The following is a 17,047-nucleotide window of genomic DNA, read 5'->3' as shown; positions in this document are numbered from 1 at the left end:
AATTTTCTGCTTTTGAGGAATCACCTATACTGGAAACTTTGATAGTCGATGCCGAAGTAGCTATCAAATAACAATACTGGCTCCCATAAAGATTAATTTTTGAGAGCGATCGCATATTCAGCACTTGAAATACATATAATATTTTATTTGGAGAAGTCTATAGCAACTTTAGTTTTTTCTCAAAAACCATGATGTCACGCTATATCCTTACTGTTTCAAAACTCAATCCTAATTGAGTTGCTAGGAATCAGATGTGGTTTAGCTACAACTCCAAAAGGTGATAACCAGAATATTCGCACATATTACCGCAGACACTGGTTATATCCCATCTGCTAAAATACGTAAGTATAAGTAGCATCATCTAGCTATCCCTGTAAAAATTGTCTGTTTGGTTACACAAGACCGTTCAAAGATTGTAGAAAAGTGTATTTCCTTGTGTTGATAGTGGTGCTAACCTCAATTTTAAGGATGTTATCAGCCCTTATCTGCTAGAGTTTCTTACTTTCAGCAAACTAGATAATTTATCAACAATAAAATCGCTAGGAGTGCGATGAGATGTCACAGTCGCCTATGACAAGACCAGAAATAGCTGCTGGAACTCTAATTGATAACCGCTATATTATCCAAAAACTTCTGGGACAGGGAGGATTGGGGCGAACTTACTTGGCATTTGACACTCGGCGGTTTAATGAAGCTTGTGTCCTCAAGGAGTTTGCACCCATTGGCACAGGGGAAAGTGGGCTGGAACAATATCGCAACCTATTTAAAAGAGAAGCAAAAATCCTTCATCAATTGCAACATCCTCAAATCCCCAAGTTTTTAGCTTGCTTTGAAGGAGATGGTCGGTTATTCCTAGTACAAGAGTATGTTGACGGCAAAACATATTCTAGGCTGCTGGGAGAACTTCAACGTCAAGGAAGAAACTTTTCTGAAGACGAAGTTATCCAGTGGCTAAAAAATCTATTGCCTGTTTTGGAATATGTCCATCAGCACAATATCATCCATCGAGATATTTCTCCTGATAACATCATGTTACCTGATGGCAAGGATCTGCCAGTGCTGATTGATTTCGGTGTTGGGAAGCAAATTGCTGACATGAACGAGGGGAAAAGTTCTAACCACCAAGTAACATTTGTTGGCAAAATGTCTCTTGTAGGCAAAGTGGGGTATGCACCCCGTGAACAGATTAGCTTAGGTTTATGCTCGGCTTCTAGTGACCTTTACGCCTTGGGAGTAACAGCTATTGTACTACTCACAGGTAGAGATCCATCTTTACTAATGGATCAGTACTCACTTGAATGGAACTGGCGTTATTATACTTACGTTAGTGATGAATTCGCTCAAGTACTTGATTGTATGTTGGCAGATAGACCCAACAAGCGATACCAAACAGCCAGGGAAGTTATCAAAGATTTAGAGCGGATTGGAGAACCAGAACTAGCAATGTCTCCTCCAGTCATGCTTGATGATTTGCCTGCTACGGTATTTAATCCTGAATTTCAGGCTATGTCGGCAATATCGCAGTCATACAACCAACCTGGAGAAACAATTTTTAGTCCACCTAGTTTACCTGCTAATGTACAAAGTGGGCAAATTGAACAACAACAACCTTCACTCCAACCAGGATTTATTAAACATTGTCAACAAGAATTAGCCTACCACATCGGGCCAATGGCAAATCTGATTATAGAAGAAATATTAGATGAGAATCCTTACATTTCACCTGATCAATTTGTTGAACTTATAGCCAACCAAATTCCTAACTTTCAAGCAGCTTTTGAATTCAAAAAAAGCTTATTTTCATAGATATTGTAGACTAATCTGGCAATCCAATTTGATTTCTGTTCGTGCAGCATCGCATAGCCATAATTATTTGGGTAGCAAGGCAATAGGCAATAGTCAAAAAGCCTCTCTGAGCTATACTAGATTTTTTAAAAAATCAAATAAGAGTCCTATATCACTTTAGAAATAAGTTAAAATAGTTCAATTATTTATATAAAAATTAATTGCATTAGCGTAGCGCGTACTCTTACAGAGAAGCAAGGTACGCGCAGCATCTTGTAGAAAACGTCCATTTCATTACTAATTATTTTAATCCCCTGTTCCCCCCTGAGTGCGTTTGATTCTTTTCATTGCCATTTCTAAACTTAACTGCATCCGTTTAAAGGCTCTAGCTAAATTACCGATTTCATCATTAGACATCTGCTCAAATTCAACTTCCATGTGTCCTGTACTAACTTCTTCCGCTATGCGAGTCATGCGTTTAAGAGGAACAACAACCTGTCGATTCAAGAACAAGTTAACTAACAGGATAGTCGCTATAAATATAGTTGATACAATTAAGATAATTAGTAAAGAAGACTGATTTGCTTTGCTGATTACATTCTTTGCCGGTACTGATATAATTTGAGCGCCGACAATCTCATTCAGCTTCCACCCAAATCCATTAGCTGTGCCATAAAGAGTAATCATACTTTGAGGGGCAGCCTCTGGTACGCTATGACACTTCAGACAACTTTCTTCAGAAACTTTTAAGGGACGAGCAATATAAAAGATATCCCCACTAGGAATTGAGCGAAATCCACTCACTTCTTTAAGGTCTGATTTATTTCTGAACCTTTCTACAATTTCTGTCTCAAAACCGTCAGCCTTATCCCGCAGATTTGTGGGATTGAGAGTTGCTTCTTTATAAAAGAAATCACGATATTCTGTTGTTTTCCGTAAAATCTCAAATACCTCCCGTGCTGAGTATCCAGGTACGGTTTGCGGCAAAAACTCGGTAGCCAATTTATCAACTAGCTCTGGATTCACTTGAGTACTGGTGTATTTACGAACAGAACTCATTGTTTGAATAAGGATGAGACCAGTAGAGCTAATATCTTGTTTAGCATTCTCCCTAAGCAAAGAAGAAAGAGCAAATCCACTCAAGCTCAAACCAAATGTCAGAATTACCAGTAGCAGAATTGTAAATTTTTGTTTCAGATTCAGATTCTTTAGCATAATTACAGATTACCTACAAGTCAAATTATTATGAACAAATATAGCGAAAGTCATCGTTTACTCTAACATGAGCAATCAACTCTCATACTTTGATCTAAAGGCAAAGTTTCGCTAAAGCTATTAGGGTATACACAACTTTATACTATTAGTAATTATCGAGGTTAATGAAAATGTTCTCTAAGTAACTAACTTCCAAAAATCTACAACAGCGATTCAAATGGAATTCCCAAAAATTCGGGTTGGCTGTTTTAATACCGTGCCAAAATAAATACCAGCAATTGTCAAATATTACTAATGGTGTGGAATGCAGGAAAGTCTTTATTCGGGGGACGCTACATTATCGAAAGCCAACTAGGTGAAGGCGGAATTGGCATTACTTATCTTGCCAGAAATCAACGGAATCAACTGCGAGTGATTAAAACCCTTAAAGAAGAAATCCTGAACCACCCCGCCTGGATACTCCACCGAAACAAGTTACGGCAAGACTTCCGTGATGAAGCAGTTAGGCTGGCTGTGTGTCACCATCCCCATATAGTAGAAATAGAAACCATCTTCGATGATGGGAATTTGCCCTGCATGGTGATGGAATACATCGAAGGCGAAGACTTAGGACAGTACTTAAGACGGGTTGGAGTGCTATCAGAAGCAGAAGCGCTGCTCTACATCAGACAAATTGGCGACGCTTTGACACTAATCCATTCTAAAGGTTTGCTGCATCGGGATCTCAAACCACGCAACATTATGATCCGCATTGATAAATCTGAAGCAGTGCTGATAGACTTTGGCATCGCTAGAGAATTTATTCCTAATGTAATTCAAAGACATACAGTGTATCGCACTCCTGGTTTTGCCCCACCTGAGCAGTATGAATCAGAAGCGCCACGAGGAGAATACATTGATATCTATGCTTTAGCTGCTACTCTGTATAATTTGCTTACCGGAGTGATACCGACAAGTGCAGATGATAGACGGCACAATATTAATTTAGAACCACCACAATATTTTAATCCCAACATCAGCGATAGGGTAAATCAAGCTATTATGTGCGGCATGGATTTGGAGTCAACCTATCGTCCCCAATCTGTGCAGGAGTGGTTGGATTTATTGGGCCCTGAAAACGAGAAAAAAATAGCACCAGAAACATCCACCTTAGTGATAACGCCCAGAGTAAAATTACCTCCACCTGTTGTATTAGACCAGCAAAACTGGCAATGCGTACAGACCCTCAGAGGTCATTCTAGTATGGTTCATGCGATCGCTATTAGTCCAGATGGGCAATTGATTGCTAGTGGCAGTAATGACCATACTATTAAACTTTGGCAACTGGGTACTGGCAAGCTAGTGCGTCAAATGGGTCGTTGGTCTTCTGGTCATTCTAGTATGGTTAATTCCGTCGCCTTTAGCCCAATCTCTTCAAACTTTTCTTATCAAGGAGATTCTGGCAAATCTGGGGGAGTTACAGACCTGAACCGGGGAATCTTGGCTAGCGGTAGTTGGGATAACACCATCAAATTGTGGGATGTAAACACCGGAAAAGAAATTCGCACTCTCACTGGTCATACTAACTGGGTGAATTCTGTTGCCTTTAGTCCAGATGGCAAGTTTCTTGTTAGTGGCAGTGCTGACTGCACAATTAAACTATGGCAAGTAAACACTGGTATAGAAATTCAAACTCTCACAGGTCATTCCGACTCAGTTTCGTCAATCGCTTATTCTCCGAGAACAGCTACAACGACGAACAGCCAGGATAGACAGCTTGTGGCTAGTGGCAGCAATGACTACACCGTCAAACTGTGGCAAGTATACACAGGCAGAAACATCTACACACTTACAGGTCATTCCTTCTTCATCAACTGTATCGCCTTCAGCCACGATGCAGAAATGATTGCTAGTGGCAGTGGTGACAACACAATTAAATTGTGGCACGTAAACACAGGCAGAGAAATTCGCACTCTCAGTGGTCATTCTGATTCAGTTTGGTCAGTTGCCTTTAGCCAGGATAGGCAATTTCTCGCTAGTGGCAGTTGGGACAACACTATCAAACTGTGGCATTTACACAGTGGTAGAGAAATTAGCACACTTACAGGACATTCCAGCTATGTTCGATGTATCGCCTTCAGCCCTGATGGACAAACCCTAGTGAGCGGTAGTGATGACGATACTATCAAAATTTGGCGACGGGGGAGATGAGGAAGTAGGGAACGGAGAGCAAAATCTACCTTATTTCCCTCTAAATCTTCTAGTCTTACGATAGAACTGCGATCGCCCCAAATTTGTGACAATAATCACGGCAACCGTGATTTTTGAACAATAAATAATTTTATGGGCTTTGGTATTGGTGATTTATTTTGGATTTTCCTGCTTCTAACTTCCTTACAACCCCTTTGGCAAAAACGTCAAATAGAATATCGCCGCTTGCGTGCTTTACAAGAATTTCAACAAGAACGCAAAAGTCGGGTAATTTTGTTGATTCACCGCCAAGAGTCTATTAGCTTTCTGGGAATTCCCATATCTCGCTACATTACTATCGAAGACTCAGAACAAATCTTACGAGCTATTCGCCTCACACCCCCAGATGTGCCAATTGACTTAATTTTGCACACTCCTGGCGGTTTGGTTTTGGCAACAGAACAAATCGCTAGAGCATTAATTCGCCACCAGGCAAAAGTCACAGTCTTTGTCCCGCACTACGCGATGAGTGGCGGTACAATGCTTGCCCTGGCCTCTGATGAAATTATTATGGATGCTAACGCTGTCTTGGGGCCAGTTGATCCCCAATTGGGTAATTACCCCGCAGCAAGTATCCTACAAGTAATTGAAGATAAACCCATCAGTGAGATTGACGATCAAACTTTAATTATGGCCGACCTCTCACGCAAAGCAATTGGGCAGGTACAGAGGTTTGTAAGAACTTTGCTTAAAGACAGTATACCCAAACAAAAAGTTCTACCAGAAAATATCGAATCGATTATCGAAGCCTTGACAACCGGGCGCGTCACCCACGATTATCCCATAACTATTGAAGAAGCAACAGAAATGGGGCTGCCCGTAACTGTCGGACTGCCCCATTCTATTTATGATCTTATGGACTTGTACCCACAGGCGCAAGGAGGGCGACCCAGCGTGCAGTACATTCCTATGCCTTACAATGACGGCCGTCCAATTCTACCTATACCCAAGGGTAGACCCTTAGAAGAACCAAATCAGATGACTTGAGGGTCTTTGGGTAGGGGTTTTTGTGGCGACTAGGGTGTAGATGTTGGCGTAGCTGTCGGTGTAGCTGTTGGTGTAGCCGTTGGCGTAGCTGTTGGTGTAGCTGTTGGCGTAGCTGTTGGCGTAGCTGTTGGCGTAGCTGTTGGTTTAGCCGTTGGTGTAGCTGTTGGTTTAGCCGTTGGTGTAGCCGTTGGTTTAGCCGTTGGTTTAGCCGTTGGTTTAGCCGTTGGTTTAGCCGTTGGTTGACTCAAGACTGTCTTTGCTTCTTCATTCAGCTTTTGGCGGAGTGCTAAATTAGCAATTCCAGTTTCTTGCAACTGATATTTCTTTTGATACTCCTTCACCACTTCTTCCGTGCGGGAACCGTAAAAATGATCGCGCGGTAGGGGAGGATTAGGCTTGACTACTGCATTCAAATTTGTGTGCAGAATTTGAACAATGTTAGCAGCAAAATCTTGGGTTTTTGGCCCTGCTATCCCATCAACTGGTTTTAGCTTATAACCTGTCTGAAATTCACGAATTGCCTTTTTGGTTTCCTCATCTGTCAAAGGCCCATTTGTTACCTTGACGTTATAGCCTAGACCTCGCAATACAGAACGGAATTGCTGGGGCGTATAGCTACGTTGAGGTGCTGCGAAACCTGTGTCTGCAATTACCACACTAGCGCTTATCAGGCAAGTAACAGCAAAAGTCGCGCTTGATTTTCCAAAACCACACCACATATTTAAAACTCCTTTGGATTAAATCAGCAGGATTATAAATGTTAACAGCTGCATTTTAAGTTTGTTTAATAACTTTTTTCGCGATTTTTTAATGATTTTTGAATAATTTATGAATAATTTTTGCCAAAGTTAACGAGATGTATAAAAGATAATTCATGTCATCCATCAAAAGACGTATCTTGTATTGGCAGAGATGCAGAGGTTATCATTTGAAGCGAATACACGCTTTGAACACTCAATTGCGATATTGATTCATTTATGTGGATCGGTGTCAACTTAAGCCCTTTGTCTCTAAGCATTTTTTAACCTTAAGTTGGCATAAATACATATACATACATTTATACTGAGGTCTACTCAACTGCAAATTGCTGTATTTGGTTGGAAAGAAACGAAAATTAATAAATGGAAGAGATGATATTTCAAATATCCCAAAAATGTATAATATGCAACAAAAAAAGAAAGATATAAAATCTTCTAAGCAGACGAATCTTTGGTTTGAAAGATTTATGGCAATTACTGCCACTGTAAATTTAGGTTTAGTTTTGTTTAATTTAAGTTACGTACCTTGGCGAGATTTTTACTTACGGAAACTTCCGCAAGTTATTCAGATTTATGACCCAATAAAAGGTATTGAACCCCACCGAGACACGAAAATTTATCTAGAAACAGTAGACGCATTAGACAAGCAAGTCAGCCAAACAGGATTAGAGTCTTCTGAGGTAAAAAGCAGACTAGAGCAAATAAAGCGTCTTAGCAACGAGATGATTGACAGTAACCCCTTTGCTGGAGTTAATAAAAGTGGGACTTTGGAAAAAATCAAAAAGCGGATGCGATCGCACATCGGTAACGAATCTGCAAAACAGTCCTTTGCCACTTTTTGGAGTCAGCCTTACCTCTCGCAAAATGGCTGGATTAAAGAAATTAATTTTTTTAACGAGAGCATCCGCCCTTTAATTGCCACTAACTACTACCGCCAAATCGGTGAAAGTGGTGAATTTGTGGATAATTTTTGGATTATTGACTTACCCTTCGTGATTTTATTTGGCGTAGAATTGCTGGGGCGTACCTTCTTAATCAAACGCCGACATCTTGGCTTAAGCTGGTTTGAAGCACTATTGTGGCGTTGGTACGACGTATTTTTACTCCTACCATTTTGGCGTTGGCTGCGAATCTTACCTGTATTAGTCCGCCTCGATCAAGCGCATTTATTGGATCTCCAGCCAGTGCGAAAGCAAATTCATCAGGGAGTTGTCGCCAATTTTGCTGAAGAACTCACAGAAGTAGTAGTAGTAAGGGTAATTAACCAGGTTCAGGGTTCAATTCAACGGGGTGAGTTAACGGATTGGCTCTCACAACAAGAAAATTTACGTCCCTACATAGATATTAATAATGTGAATGAAGTGGAAGCGATCGCAGGTCTTTTGGTAAAAACAATTGTTTACCAAGTGTTACCTGATATTCAACCTGCGATCGTTGCCATTTTGCGCCACAATATCGAAACCGTCTTCCATCAAGTCCCCGTCTACCGCAACCTCCAGAATCTCCCTGGCGTGGGAAAAGCTCAAACCCAGTTAAGCGAACAATTGGCAACGCAAATCACAACTAATCTTTACAAAACTTTGGTTAGCGCTGTTGAAGACCCTGTTGGCGCAAAACTCACCAGTCAACTCGTAGAAAGGTTTAGCGAAGCTTTGGGATCTGAAATGAAGGAAAAACACGTACTTTCCGAAATTCAGAGTTTACTTTTTGACTTCTTAGAGGAAATCAAAATCAACTACGTCCAGCGTTTATCCCAAGAAGACATAGACCAAATTATCGAGCAAACCAGGCAGCTACGCACACAAGCATCAGTTCCTACAGTCGTTGAGAAAAGCACCACTCTCCCAAAAATACGCGAAGGGTAGAGAAGCTAGCCTGGATTTCTCACTTGTGAGAAATCCAAGGGGTGTGGGAGGTGTGGGAGGTGTGGGAGGTGTGGGAGGTGTGGGAGGATGGGGAAGAAGTCTTACCCCCCCCACACTCCCCACACTCCCCACACTCCCCACACCTCCCACACCTCCCTCTGCCTACACTATGCGTGAGAAATCCGGGCTAGGGGGCAGGGGGGCAAGGAGAAAAAACCAATTCCTAATTCCCTATTCCCAATGCCCCATCCCCAATACTCGACTATCCATTAAATGCGCTAAACTCGAATGAGGGCGAATCATCATTGATTCGTCACAAGACTTCTTGGAAGATATACCTATCGCAGGAAGTGGGTCAGTGCCCACTTTTTTTATTGAATTCTCTCATGGCTCATCCTTTAGTTCCACAAATTATTGATTTGGCGACACCAGTAGCAGAAGAACTGGGATTGGAAGTGGTTGGCGTGGTCTTTCACACTCACCAAAGTCCACCAGTGTTGCGGGTAGACATTCGCAATCCTCAGCAAGACACCGGATTGAATGATTGTGAGAGGATGAGCCGTGCTTTAGAAGCCTCCTTAGATGCTGCGGAAATCGTTCCAGATACATACGTCTTGGAAGTGTCTAGTCCTGGTATTTCGCGGCAACTGGTAACAGACAGGGAGTTTATTTCCTTTAAAGGATTTCCTGTCATTATTTCCACAACGCTTCCCTACGACGGACAACAAGAGTGGATTGGTCAGTTGATTCGCCGGGATGAGACAACACTTTACTTAAACCAAAAAGGTCGTGTAGTCGAAATTCCCCGCTCCCTAATTACTAAGGTGCAGCTAGACGAGCGCCGATAAACAAAGGGCTAGGGCTTAGGAATTACAGACTAGAGTGCCATTCACTCAAGGCTAGAGTTTCGGGCCTAGAGTTTCGGGACTAAGGGCTAGAGATTAGGGACTAGTGTAAAGCTATTCTCTAATCCCTGGTTCTATTTAATGCGTAGTTTTCAGCCCCCACTCCCTGCTTTTTAAAGGAGATTGCTTATGTCAATGGTTACTTTACCTGGATTAAAAGAATTAATTGAAAGTATAAGTCGTGAGCGGAATTTACCCCGTCTTGCAGTTCAATCAGCTATTAGAGAAGCACTACTCAAAGGCTACGAACGTTATCGTCGCGCCCAAAATTTAGAGCGAAAACAGTTTGACGAAGATTATTTTGAAAATTTTGAAGTAGAACTCGATATTGACGGAGAAGGATTTCGCGTTCTTTCCACCAAAACCATCGTTGAAGAAGTAAATAACACAGACCATCAGATTTCTTTAGACGAAGTTCAACAAGTAGCTCCCGAAGCACAGTTAGGGGACTCTGTTGTACTAGATGTGACTCCCGACCAAGGAGAATTTGGTCGGATGGCGGCAATGCAAACCAAGCAAGTATTGGCGCAAAAATTACGGGATCAACAGCGCCAGATGGTGCAAGAAGAGTTCCAAGATTTAGAAGGAACTGTTTTGCAAGCAAGAGTCCTACGGTTTGAGCGGCAATCTGTGGTTTTGGCAGTTAGCAGTGGCTTTGGTCAGCCAGAAGTAGAAGCCGAGTTACCGAAGCGGGAACAGTTGCCTAACGATAATTATCGGGCAAATGCCACCTTCAAGGTATATCTCAAAAAAGTCTCTCAAGGTCAGCAACGAGGGCCACAGTTGTTGGTGTCTCGTGCTGATGCCGGTTTAGTGGTTTATCTGTTTGCCAACGAAGTTCCAGAAATCGAAGATGAAGTGGTACGGATTGTTGCCGTAGCGAGGGAGGCAAACCCCCCCTCCCGTTATGTCGGCCCCCGGACTAAAATAGCAGTAGATACCCTAGATCGCGATGTAGACCCAGTTGGTGCTTGTATCGGAGCCAGGGGATCGCGAATTCAAGTGGTAGTCAACGAATTACGCGGTGAAAAAATAGATGTAATTCGCTGGTCGCCAGACCCCGCAACCTACATCGCTAATGCTTTAAGTCCAGCACGGGTGGATGAAGTACGCCTTATGGACCCAGAATCCCGGCAAACTCACGTACTTGTGGCTGAAGATCAACTAAGTTTAGCTATTGGGAAAGAAGGACAAAACGTCCGTTTGGCAGCCCGCCTGACTGGTTGGAAAATAGATATCAAAGACAAAGCTAAATACGACTATGCCGGAGAAGATGAGAAATTTACCGCTGTCAGAGCAAAATATCAGACAGAGGAAGATGACCTTGAATTCGACGAAGAATTAGAAGATGAAAATCAGGACGAATTAGAAGAGGAGGATAGTTTTGACAATAACGATGACGAATAATTGATTAATCTTGTAAAGTTTTGATAATGTTGATTGTAGTCCGAGTCTTAAGGATTATTTCCTGAAAGACACCTTGGTATAAGTAAAAAATAGTAATAAAAAACTCATTTTTACACCCAGAATGCTGGACTGAGATCGCAGAAAATTGATGAAACCAAATTATCGGCGCTGTATTAGTTGCCGGAAAGTAGGCTCAAAAGATGAGTTTTGGCGGATTGTCCGCGTCTTTCCATCGGGAAAGGTACAATTAGATCAGGGCATGGGGCGTTCTGCCTATATTTGTCCGCAAACGAGTTGCTTACAAGCGGCTCAAAAAAAAAATCGACTAGGGCGCTCGCTACATGCATCAGTGCCAGAAACACTGTATCAAAGCTTGTCGCAACGTCTAGCCAGCAGCAATACCCAAAACCAAATTTAATTGGAACAACTTTGTGACATCATCACCAGAGAAATTGTGCCAAAGCCGAAGTCGTGCTTTCATCACACCCTCTGTTGATCGTTAAGGTTAGTGCCAAAATAGTAAATGGGTGTAAAAAGCATTCGACTCTCCAAATAATTTAAGAGAGGCGAGGCAACATTCCCAGAACAAGATGTAATCGATTGTGTTGTGGAAGATTCAGAATCAACAAAACAAGAAACTACAAAATGGCAACCTGGTAGCGCTCAGGCGCAGTTCGGCGTCAAGGATTCCTATAAAAATCTTTTTAAAAAATTTTTATGGGTATCCCTCAACCATCATTCCTGGTGGGGATGCCATTATTAAACCGAAACATCTCTCTTTCCTGATTGGAGGCACCGGCAAAAACTAAACGGCGGTCTAAAAACAGTAATCCAAGGATGGAGATGTCGCAAACCAGGCAACCATCCGCTAAAACTGTAAATTAAAGGGGAAGAGTGGATGACCAACGGCAAAGTTAGAATCTATGAATTATCAAAGGAATTGAATTTGGATAACAAAGAGCTACTAGCAATTTGCGACCAGCTCAGTATCGCGGTCAAAAGTCACAGCAGCACGATTTCAGAATCGGAGGCAGAAAACATCCGCACGGCAGCAGAAAAGCTCGCAGCTACGAATGTTTCAGCCAAAAAGGAATTAGGTACAACCAGCCATAAGCCAAATTCACCACCAAACGGCGGACGTAACCGACCTGCTGCACCCCACAAACAGCAAATTTTGGAAATACGCAAACCCAAAATATTGAGAAATACTACCTCCAACGCCCCAGAGGCGTCAGTTGCCAACAATACCCAAGCTGCCTTGTCTGAAGCTAATCCTCCCTCACCTCCACGGCCTTTTGCTACACCAGCCTCACCCATGAAGCCGGCGGCACCAACTCGACCTGTGCCCCGGACTCAATCTGAGACTCAAGAGCAACCTCCTGTCACCGACTTGGAACAAACACCTAATCCAAGTCAGGAACCGGAAAAAGTAGCATCCCAAAAACCGGAAAAAGTAGTTCCACCGAGACCGAAATCGGAAAAACCGATCAAACCGCAATTAGTTGCCCCTCCGGCAAGGCCGGCGGCAGAAGTTGCCCAAGCAGAAGTAGCCCAAGTGTCAGATGAGCCGGTATCTCAAGCAGATAAACCGATTCTCAAACGCGACCAACGGCTACGTCCCGTTGAAGGTGATCGCGAGCAAATTAAACCCAGAGTTGCTAAACTGCCAACTGACCAGTCTCCACAATCTGCGCCACAAAGACAGGCTCGACCCACCCCTGCACCCACCAGACCAGAGCAGAGAGGCAATCGACCATCTGCACCATCACAACTAGGAGAGGGGCAAAGACCCAGACCAGCGCGTCCTGGTGAATCAGTAGCAGCCGCAATGCCGATCGCTACTCCACCCAGACAAATGTCAGGAATAGCGGGCAAATCTCAAGGACTGGGTGATGAGCCAGTTACACCCGATCTCCTCGATTTGAAACGCCCAAGTCCGCCTCGCCCGACCAAAGGCGGCAAAAAGTGGGTAGAAGAGGAAATAATCGACGAAGTTAAAGAGAAGGCTAAAGCTGGCGTTAAAGGCAAGCGGATCAAGCCGATATTGGATGATGAATTTGAAGAAGATTTGTTGGATGATGACGATATCGACTCACCAGCAATCGTCCAAGTCAGCCTTTCCATCGCTCGTCCTCCCAAACCAAAAGCGACTCGACCTGTACAGATGCCGGGTGCAAGCCTTGCTAGCGCTCCAACTGCTAGAGGAAGTAGAAAACCTGGTTCTAAGTCTGGTTCCAACCGCGACCATCACAATAACCGTCGCCACCAACAAGAAGCTGATACCAAGCGCGATCGTCCCGAAAAGGTGACGATCACAGGGCCGTTAACTGTACAAGAACTGTCCGACGTTTTAGCTGTTGCCGATACAGAGATTGTCAAAATCCTGTTCCTTAAAGGCATGGCGGTGAGTATCACCCAAAATCTGGACATTCCCACAATTACCCTGGTAGGAAAAGAACTAGAAATAGAAGTCGAAACCGTCGAGCGAGAAGCAGAAGCTCGGAAAATTACGGAAATGGTCGGCGCAGAAGACCAAGAATATCTTCATCGCCGTCCGCCTGTCGTGACAATTATGGGTCACGTAGACCACGGTAAAACAACCCTGCTCGACTCAATCCGCAAAACCAAAGTGGCTGCTGGCGAAGCCGGCGGTATCACTCAGCACATTGGTGCATACCATGTAGATATAGTACATGAGGGCAAACCACAGCAGATAGTCTTCCTGGATACCCCTGGTCACGAAGCTTTTACAGCTATGCGGGCTAGAGGAGCTAGGGTAACAGACATTGCCGTATTAGTAGTGGCTGCTGATGATGGTGTCCGTCCCCAAACCATTGAAGCCATTAGTCACGCTCAAGCTGCGGGAGTGCCAATTGTTGTTGCAATCAACAAAATTGATAAAGAAGGGGCACAGCCAGAGCGGGTGAAACAAGAACTAACCCAGTATGGTCTGACGGCAGAAGATTGGGGTGGTGAGACAATCATGGTTCCCGTGAGCGCCATCAGAGGTGAAAATCTGGATACGCTCTTAGAAATGATTCTCTTGGTAGCAGAAGTTGGAGAACTATCTGCCAACCCAGATCGTACTGCCAAAGGAACTGTCATTGAAGCACATCTGGATAAAGCCAAGGGAGCAGTTGCTACCCTGCTAATTCAGAATGGCACCCTGCATGTGGGAGATATCTTAGTAGCTGGCTCGGCCTTCGGTAAAGTCCGGGCGATGGTGGATGACAGAGGCAAGAGAGTGGATATCGCTTCTCCTTCCTTTGCTGTCGAGGTGTTGGGTTTAAGTGATGTGCCAGCAGCAGGCGACGAGTTCGAGGTCTTCCAGAACGAGAAAGAAGCCAGAGCCCTCGCTAGCGATCGCGCCGACAGACAACGCCTATCCCGCCTGTTACAGGGACGTGTTACCCTCACAACCTTATCGGCTCAAGCACAAGAAGGTGAGTTGAAAGAACTCAACTTGATCTTGAAAGGAGACGTACAAGGTTCCGTAGAAGCCATTGTGGGAGCGCTCAAGCAAATCCCACAAAACGAAGTCCAAATTCGGATGCTCTTGGCTACTGCTGGGGAAATCACCGAGACAGACATCGACTTAGCAGCTGCCAGTAATGCTGTAATCATTGGCTTCAACACCACCTTTGCCAGTGGCGCTAGACAAGCCGCCGATGAAGCGGGTGTAGATGTCCGGGAATACAACGTCATCTACAAACTCCTAGAAGATATCCAAGATGCCTTGGAAGGTCTTTTGGAACCAGAGTTGGTGGAAGAACCCTTGGGTCAAACCGAAGTTCGTGCCGTCTTCCCAGTCGGTCGCGGTGCTGTTGCCGGTTGCTACGTTCAATCTGGCAAGCTAGTTCGTAACTGCAAAGTCAGGGTACGACGCGGCGGTAAGGTGATTTATGAAGGTGTCCTAGATTCCCTAAAACGGATGAAAGAAGATGCCCGTGAAGTCAACGCCGGTTATGAATGCGGTGTCGGTATGGATAAATTCAATGATTGGGTTGAAGGTGACATCATCGAATCCTATCAGATGGTTACGAAGCGCCGCACTCTCACCTTAACGAGATAGTGTTAAGGGTAAAATGGTTAGAAGTTAGGAGTAATAAATTAGGAGTTAGGAGTTAAAGACTGCTAATTCCAAGCTCCTAACTCTTAACTCATAACTTTTTATTATGCATTCATTTCGCTCTGAACCTATTTTGTGGATTCACGTCGCTGGATTGGCGACGTTGCCTGTTTTTTTAGTACTCTGCTTAATATTTTTGTCTGTAGGCGAGCCGTTTTTGCCAGTCTGGATGGAGCTATTTTTAGTTTCCGCCATTGGTATTCTCCCCCTGCTATGGATGCAGTTACGCCGCCCTTTTTATATATTCGCTCTTTTAGGAATAGCCCTAAAACCAGAAAATCTGACTGAGCGGCAGCGAAAAATTCTCTGTTTAATTAATACAAAGTTAAATCGTATCCTGGCATTAGTGGCAGCAGTATTGTCGATTTTGGTGCTGTGGCATCTTTACCAATTTGCCCCATTAGTAGCAGATTCAGCCAAATTCCTTCCACAATGGCGCAGCCTTGCACTAGTGCTTGCGGGACTAGCCTTTTTAGGCAGCAATCTATTTTTACAAATACCTGTGAGTGTAATGCGAGTTTTAGTGATTAATGAGACAGAATTCGCTGGCATAGAACCATTATCTTTAGAAAAGATTAAGCAAGATTTCACAATTTTAGGGGTGCGGGTTAATCAAATCGTGCCCCGATTATTGCAATCCTTGTTTAGGATTAATACAGATTCATCACAGCCCTGAAAGTAATATTATTTACTTTAAAAGGCTAAAAATAAGCAATAGGGAAGCAGAGAGGCAGAGAAGAATCGGGAAATTACCGATGCCTAATGCCCTATGACCAATGCCCAATTACCTTGCAAGTAAAAATAAAGGAATGAGGAACTATGGCTCAAATTCCAGCTTCTAGCGATCGCCAATTTTCTGCTGATACTGAAATTTGGTATAGCCTCAAATGTGCGATCTCCACTAGTTCCGGTTTTCAACGCTGGCAACTAGAACGTGATGCTCAATTACACGGAATTCGCTTGGAACAGCAGGTACAAAGGTATTTAAGGGAAACTTTAGAAACTTTAGCTTACTAAAAATTGAGTAAATCTTGTAGGCTTGTTTGCAAGCGACGAAGTTGACGGTATGCACCCTCCAAGCGTTTGCCATCAACTTCCACTTCATTAGTGGGATAATTTTGAATAATTTCGATTAGCGACACCTGCCCATCTTGACTTGCAGAAAGTACCAAAGCAGATCGCAAAGCCTGCCGATCTGCTCTCCGAGACGGTGTATAAATAACTTGACTAATTTGATCCAAAATAATATTACCAATCTGGCTATTCAGAACTCTATCTAAAAATACCAGGTTTACTTTCACAGGCTCCGTTAAATACTTACGAATAGCTTTAGGATCTTGTCGTGCTAACGCAAAATCAACTCGTAATGAACGTGAAAGTTCACCTGTTTGGGCAAAGGTGGATAGCTCCTCTACTGAAAGTGATTCACGAAAGATACCATAGTTCAGCACTACTCGTTCCGCAGCAAAGGCAGGAGTAGACCAAAGTACAAGACAGTTACTACCTAGTATAATTAAGGTACGACGCAACCCCAAAAATTTAAAACGCATTTCTCCCAATTTCCAGTAGGTTTGCTTTTCTTGTGATGATATTCCAGCAGAATTAGTTGCGGCATCTGGCTTTAGGAAATATCAAAAAATAAATAATTTAGTAATCGTAGCAAAGACAGGATGAGCGCTTAGACAAAACAGCGATAGACATTGCCTTATCCTGAAAGCCTACAGCTTGGCAAAAATCCAGCTACCATCTGGATTAACTAGACTTGGG

Annotated in this window: 14 protein-coding genes; 11 read left to right on the top strand and 3 right to left on the bottom strand. The window is 43.4% G+C overall.

The window, feature by feature from the left end:
- Nucleotides 1-555 precede the first annotated feature (555 nt).
- The gene (locus tag ACFFRD_RS08655) at nt 556-1,806 is read left to right on the top strand and encodes a protein kinase (RefSeq protein ID WP_392481166.1); all 1,251 of its coding nucleotides are present in this window, start codon (nt 556-558) and stop codon (nt 1,804-1,806) included.
- A 285-nt stretch (nt 1,807-2,091) separates the two neighbouring features.
- Here the strand turns inward: ACFFRD_RS08655 and ACFFRD_RS08650 are convergent, their stop codons facing one another.
- The gene (locus ACFFRD_RS08650; protein ID WP_114081480.1) at nt 2,092-3,000 is read right to left on the bottom strand and encodes a DUF3365 domain-containing protein; all 909 of its coding nucleotides are present in this window, start codon (nt 2,998-3,000) and stop codon (nt 2,092-2,094) included.
- Nucleotides 3,001-3,294: 294 nt separating this feature from the next.
- Between ACFFRD_RS08650 and ACFFRD_RS08645 the strand changes: the two genes are divergently transcribed.
- Complete coding sequence (locus ACFFRD_RS08645) at nt 3,295-5,190, top strand: protein kinase (protein ID WP_392481165.1); 1,896 nt, start codon at nt 3,295-3,297, stop codon at nt 5,188-5,190.
- Nucleotides 5,191-5,322: 132 nt separating this feature from the next.
- Nucleotides 5,323-6,216, top strand: coding sequence for a hypothetical protein (locus tag ACFFRD_RS08640; RefSeq protein ID WP_392481164.1), 894 nt, complete (start codon nt 5,323-5,325; stop codon nt 6,214-6,216).
- 29 nt (nt 6,217-6,245) lie between these two features.
- Here ACFFRD_RS08640 and ACFFRD_RS08635 read toward each other — a convergent pair whose 3' ends face one another.
- Nucleotides 6,246-6,935 (bottom strand): peptidoglycan-binding protein, encoded by a 690-nt coding sequence (locus ACFFRD_RS08635; RefSeq protein ID WP_392481163.1) that lies wholly within the window; start codon nt 6,933-6,935, stop codon nt 6,246-6,248.
- A gap of 434 nt (nt 6,936-7,369) precedes the next feature.
- On the opposite strand from ACFFRD_RS08635, the gene ACFFRD_RS08630 reads away from it, so the two are divergent.
- From ACFFRD_RS08630 to ACFFRD_RS08595, 8 genes are all read left to right on the top strand, one after another.
- A complete protein-coding gene (locus ACFFRD_RS08630; RefSeq protein ID WP_392481162.1) occupies nt 7,370-8,839 on the top strand; it encodes a hypothetical protein in 1,470 nt (489 codons plus the stop codon).
- 25 nt (nt 8,840-8,864) lie between these two features.
- A complete protein-coding gene (locus tag ACFFRD_RS08625; protein WP_392481161.1) occupies nt 8,865-9,131 on the top strand; it encodes a hypothetical protein in 267 nt (88 codons plus the stop codon).
- 94 nt (nt 9,132-9,225) lie between these two features.
- Nucleotides 9,226-9,687 (top strand): ribosome maturation factor RimP, encoded by a 462-nt coding sequence (gene rimP / locus ACFFRD_RS08620; RefSeq protein WP_114081475.1) that lies wholly within the window; start codon nt 9,226-9,228, stop codon nt 9,685-9,687.
- A gap of 186 nt (nt 9,688-9,873) precedes the next feature.
- Nucleotides 9,874-11,151, top strand: a complete 1,278-nt coding sequence (nusA, locus tag ACFFRD_RS08615) for a transcription termination factor NusA (protein WP_179073447.1) — start codon at nt 9,874-9,876, stop codon at nt 11,149-11,151.
- A gap of 148 nt (nt 11,152-11,299) precedes the next feature.
- Nucleotides 11,300-11,569, top strand: a complete 270-nt coding sequence (locus ACFFRD_RS08610; RefSeq protein WP_114081474.1) for a YlxR family protein — start codon at nt 11,300-11,302, stop codon at nt 11,567-11,569.
- Between the two features lie 480 nt (nt 11,570-12,049).
- Nucleotides 12,050-15,223 (top strand): translation initiation factor IF-2, encoded by a 3,174-nt coding sequence (gene infB, locus ACFFRD_RS08605; RefSeq protein ID WP_114081473.1) that lies wholly within the window; start codon nt 12,050-12,052, stop codon nt 15,221-15,223.
- A gap of 103 nt (nt 15,224-15,326) precedes the next feature.
- Nucleotides 15,327-15,956, top strand: a complete 630-nt coding sequence (locus ACFFRD_RS08600; protein WP_163934205.1) for a low-complexity tail membrane protein — start codon at nt 15,327-15,329, stop codon at nt 15,954-15,956.
- A gap of 143 nt (nt 15,957-16,099) precedes the next feature.
- Nucleotides 16,100-16,297, top strand: a complete 198-nt coding sequence (locus ACFFRD_RS08595; RefSeq protein ID WP_012412012.1) for a hypothetical protein — start codon at nt 16,100-16,102, stop codon at nt 16,295-16,297.
- On the opposite strand, the gene ACFFRD_RS08590 is transcribed toward ACFFRD_RS08595, so the two are convergent.
- A complete protein-coding gene (locus ACFFRD_RS08590; protein WP_392481160.1) occupies nt 16,294-16,830 on the bottom strand; it encodes an alpha/beta hydrolase in 537 nt (178 codons plus the stop codon). The genes ACFFRD_RS08595 and ACFFRD_RS08590 overlap by 4 nt on opposite strands.
- Nucleotides 16,831-17,047 lie beyond the last annotated feature (217 nt).

The organism is Nostoc sp. C110, assembly GCF_043099725.1.
GTDB lineage: Bacteria > Cyanobacteriota > Cyanobacteriia > Cyanobacteriales > Nostocaceae > Nostoc > Nostoc muscorum_A.
The sequence above is the reverse complement of the archived record's forward strand: the minus strand, read 5'-3'. Positions and strand labels throughout refer to the sequence as shown.

Excerpts from the sequence above, each read along its gene's own strand:
- ACFFRD_RS08640 (WP_392481164.1), top strand. The coding sequence starts at position 5,323 with ATGGGCTTTGGTATTGGTGATTTATTTTGGATTTTCCTGCTTCTAACT.
- infB (WP_114081473.1), top strand. The coding sequence starts at position 12,050 with ATGACCAACGGCAAAGTTAGAATCTATGAATTATCAAAGGAATTGAAT.
- nusA (WP_179073447.1), top strand. The coding sequence starts at position 9,874 with ATGTCAATGGTTACTTTACCTGGATTAAAAGAATTAATTGAAAGTATA.
- ACFFRD_RS08655 (WP_392481166.1), top strand. The coding sequence starts at position 556 with ATGTCACAGTCGCCTATGACAAGACCAGAAATAGCTGCTGGAACTCTA.
- ACFFRD_RS08600 (WP_163934205.1), top strand. The coding sequence starts at position 15,327 with ATGCATTCATTTCGCTCTGAACCTATTTTGTGGATTCACGTCGCTGGA.
- ACFFRD_RS08590 (WP_392481160.1), bottom strand. The coding sequence starts at position 16,830 with ATGCGTTTTAAATTTTTGGGGTTGCGTCGTACCTTAATTATACTAGGT.
- ACFFRD_RS08610 (WP_114081474.1), top strand. The coding sequence starts at position 11,300 with ATGAAACCAAATTATCGGCGCTGTATTAGTTGCCGGAAAGTAGGCTCA.
- ACFFRD_RS08635 (WP_392481163.1), bottom strand. The coding sequence starts at position 6,935 with ATGTGGTGTGGTTTTGGAAAATCAAGCGCGACTTTTGCTGTTACTTGC.
- ACFFRD_RS08645 (WP_392481165.1), top strand. The coding sequence starts at position 3,295 with ATGGTGTGGAATGCAGGAAAGTCTTTATTCGGGGGACGCTACATTATC.
- ACFFRD_RS08630 (WP_392481162.1), top strand. The coding sequence starts at position 7,370 with ATGTATAATATGCAACAAAAAAAGAAAGATATAAAATCTTCTAAGCAG.
- rimP (WP_114081475.1), top strand. The coding sequence starts at position 9,226 with ATGGCTCATCCTTTAGTTCCACAAATTATTGATTTGGCGACACCAGTA.
- ACFFRD_RS08650 (WP_114081480.1), bottom strand. The coding sequence starts at position 3,000 with ATGCTAAAGAATCTGAATCTGAAACAAAAATTTACAATTCTGCTACTG.
- ACFFRD_RS08595 (WP_012412012.1), top strand. The coding sequence starts at position 16,100 with ATGGCTCAAATTCCAGCTTCTAGCGATCGCCAATTTTCTGCTGATACT.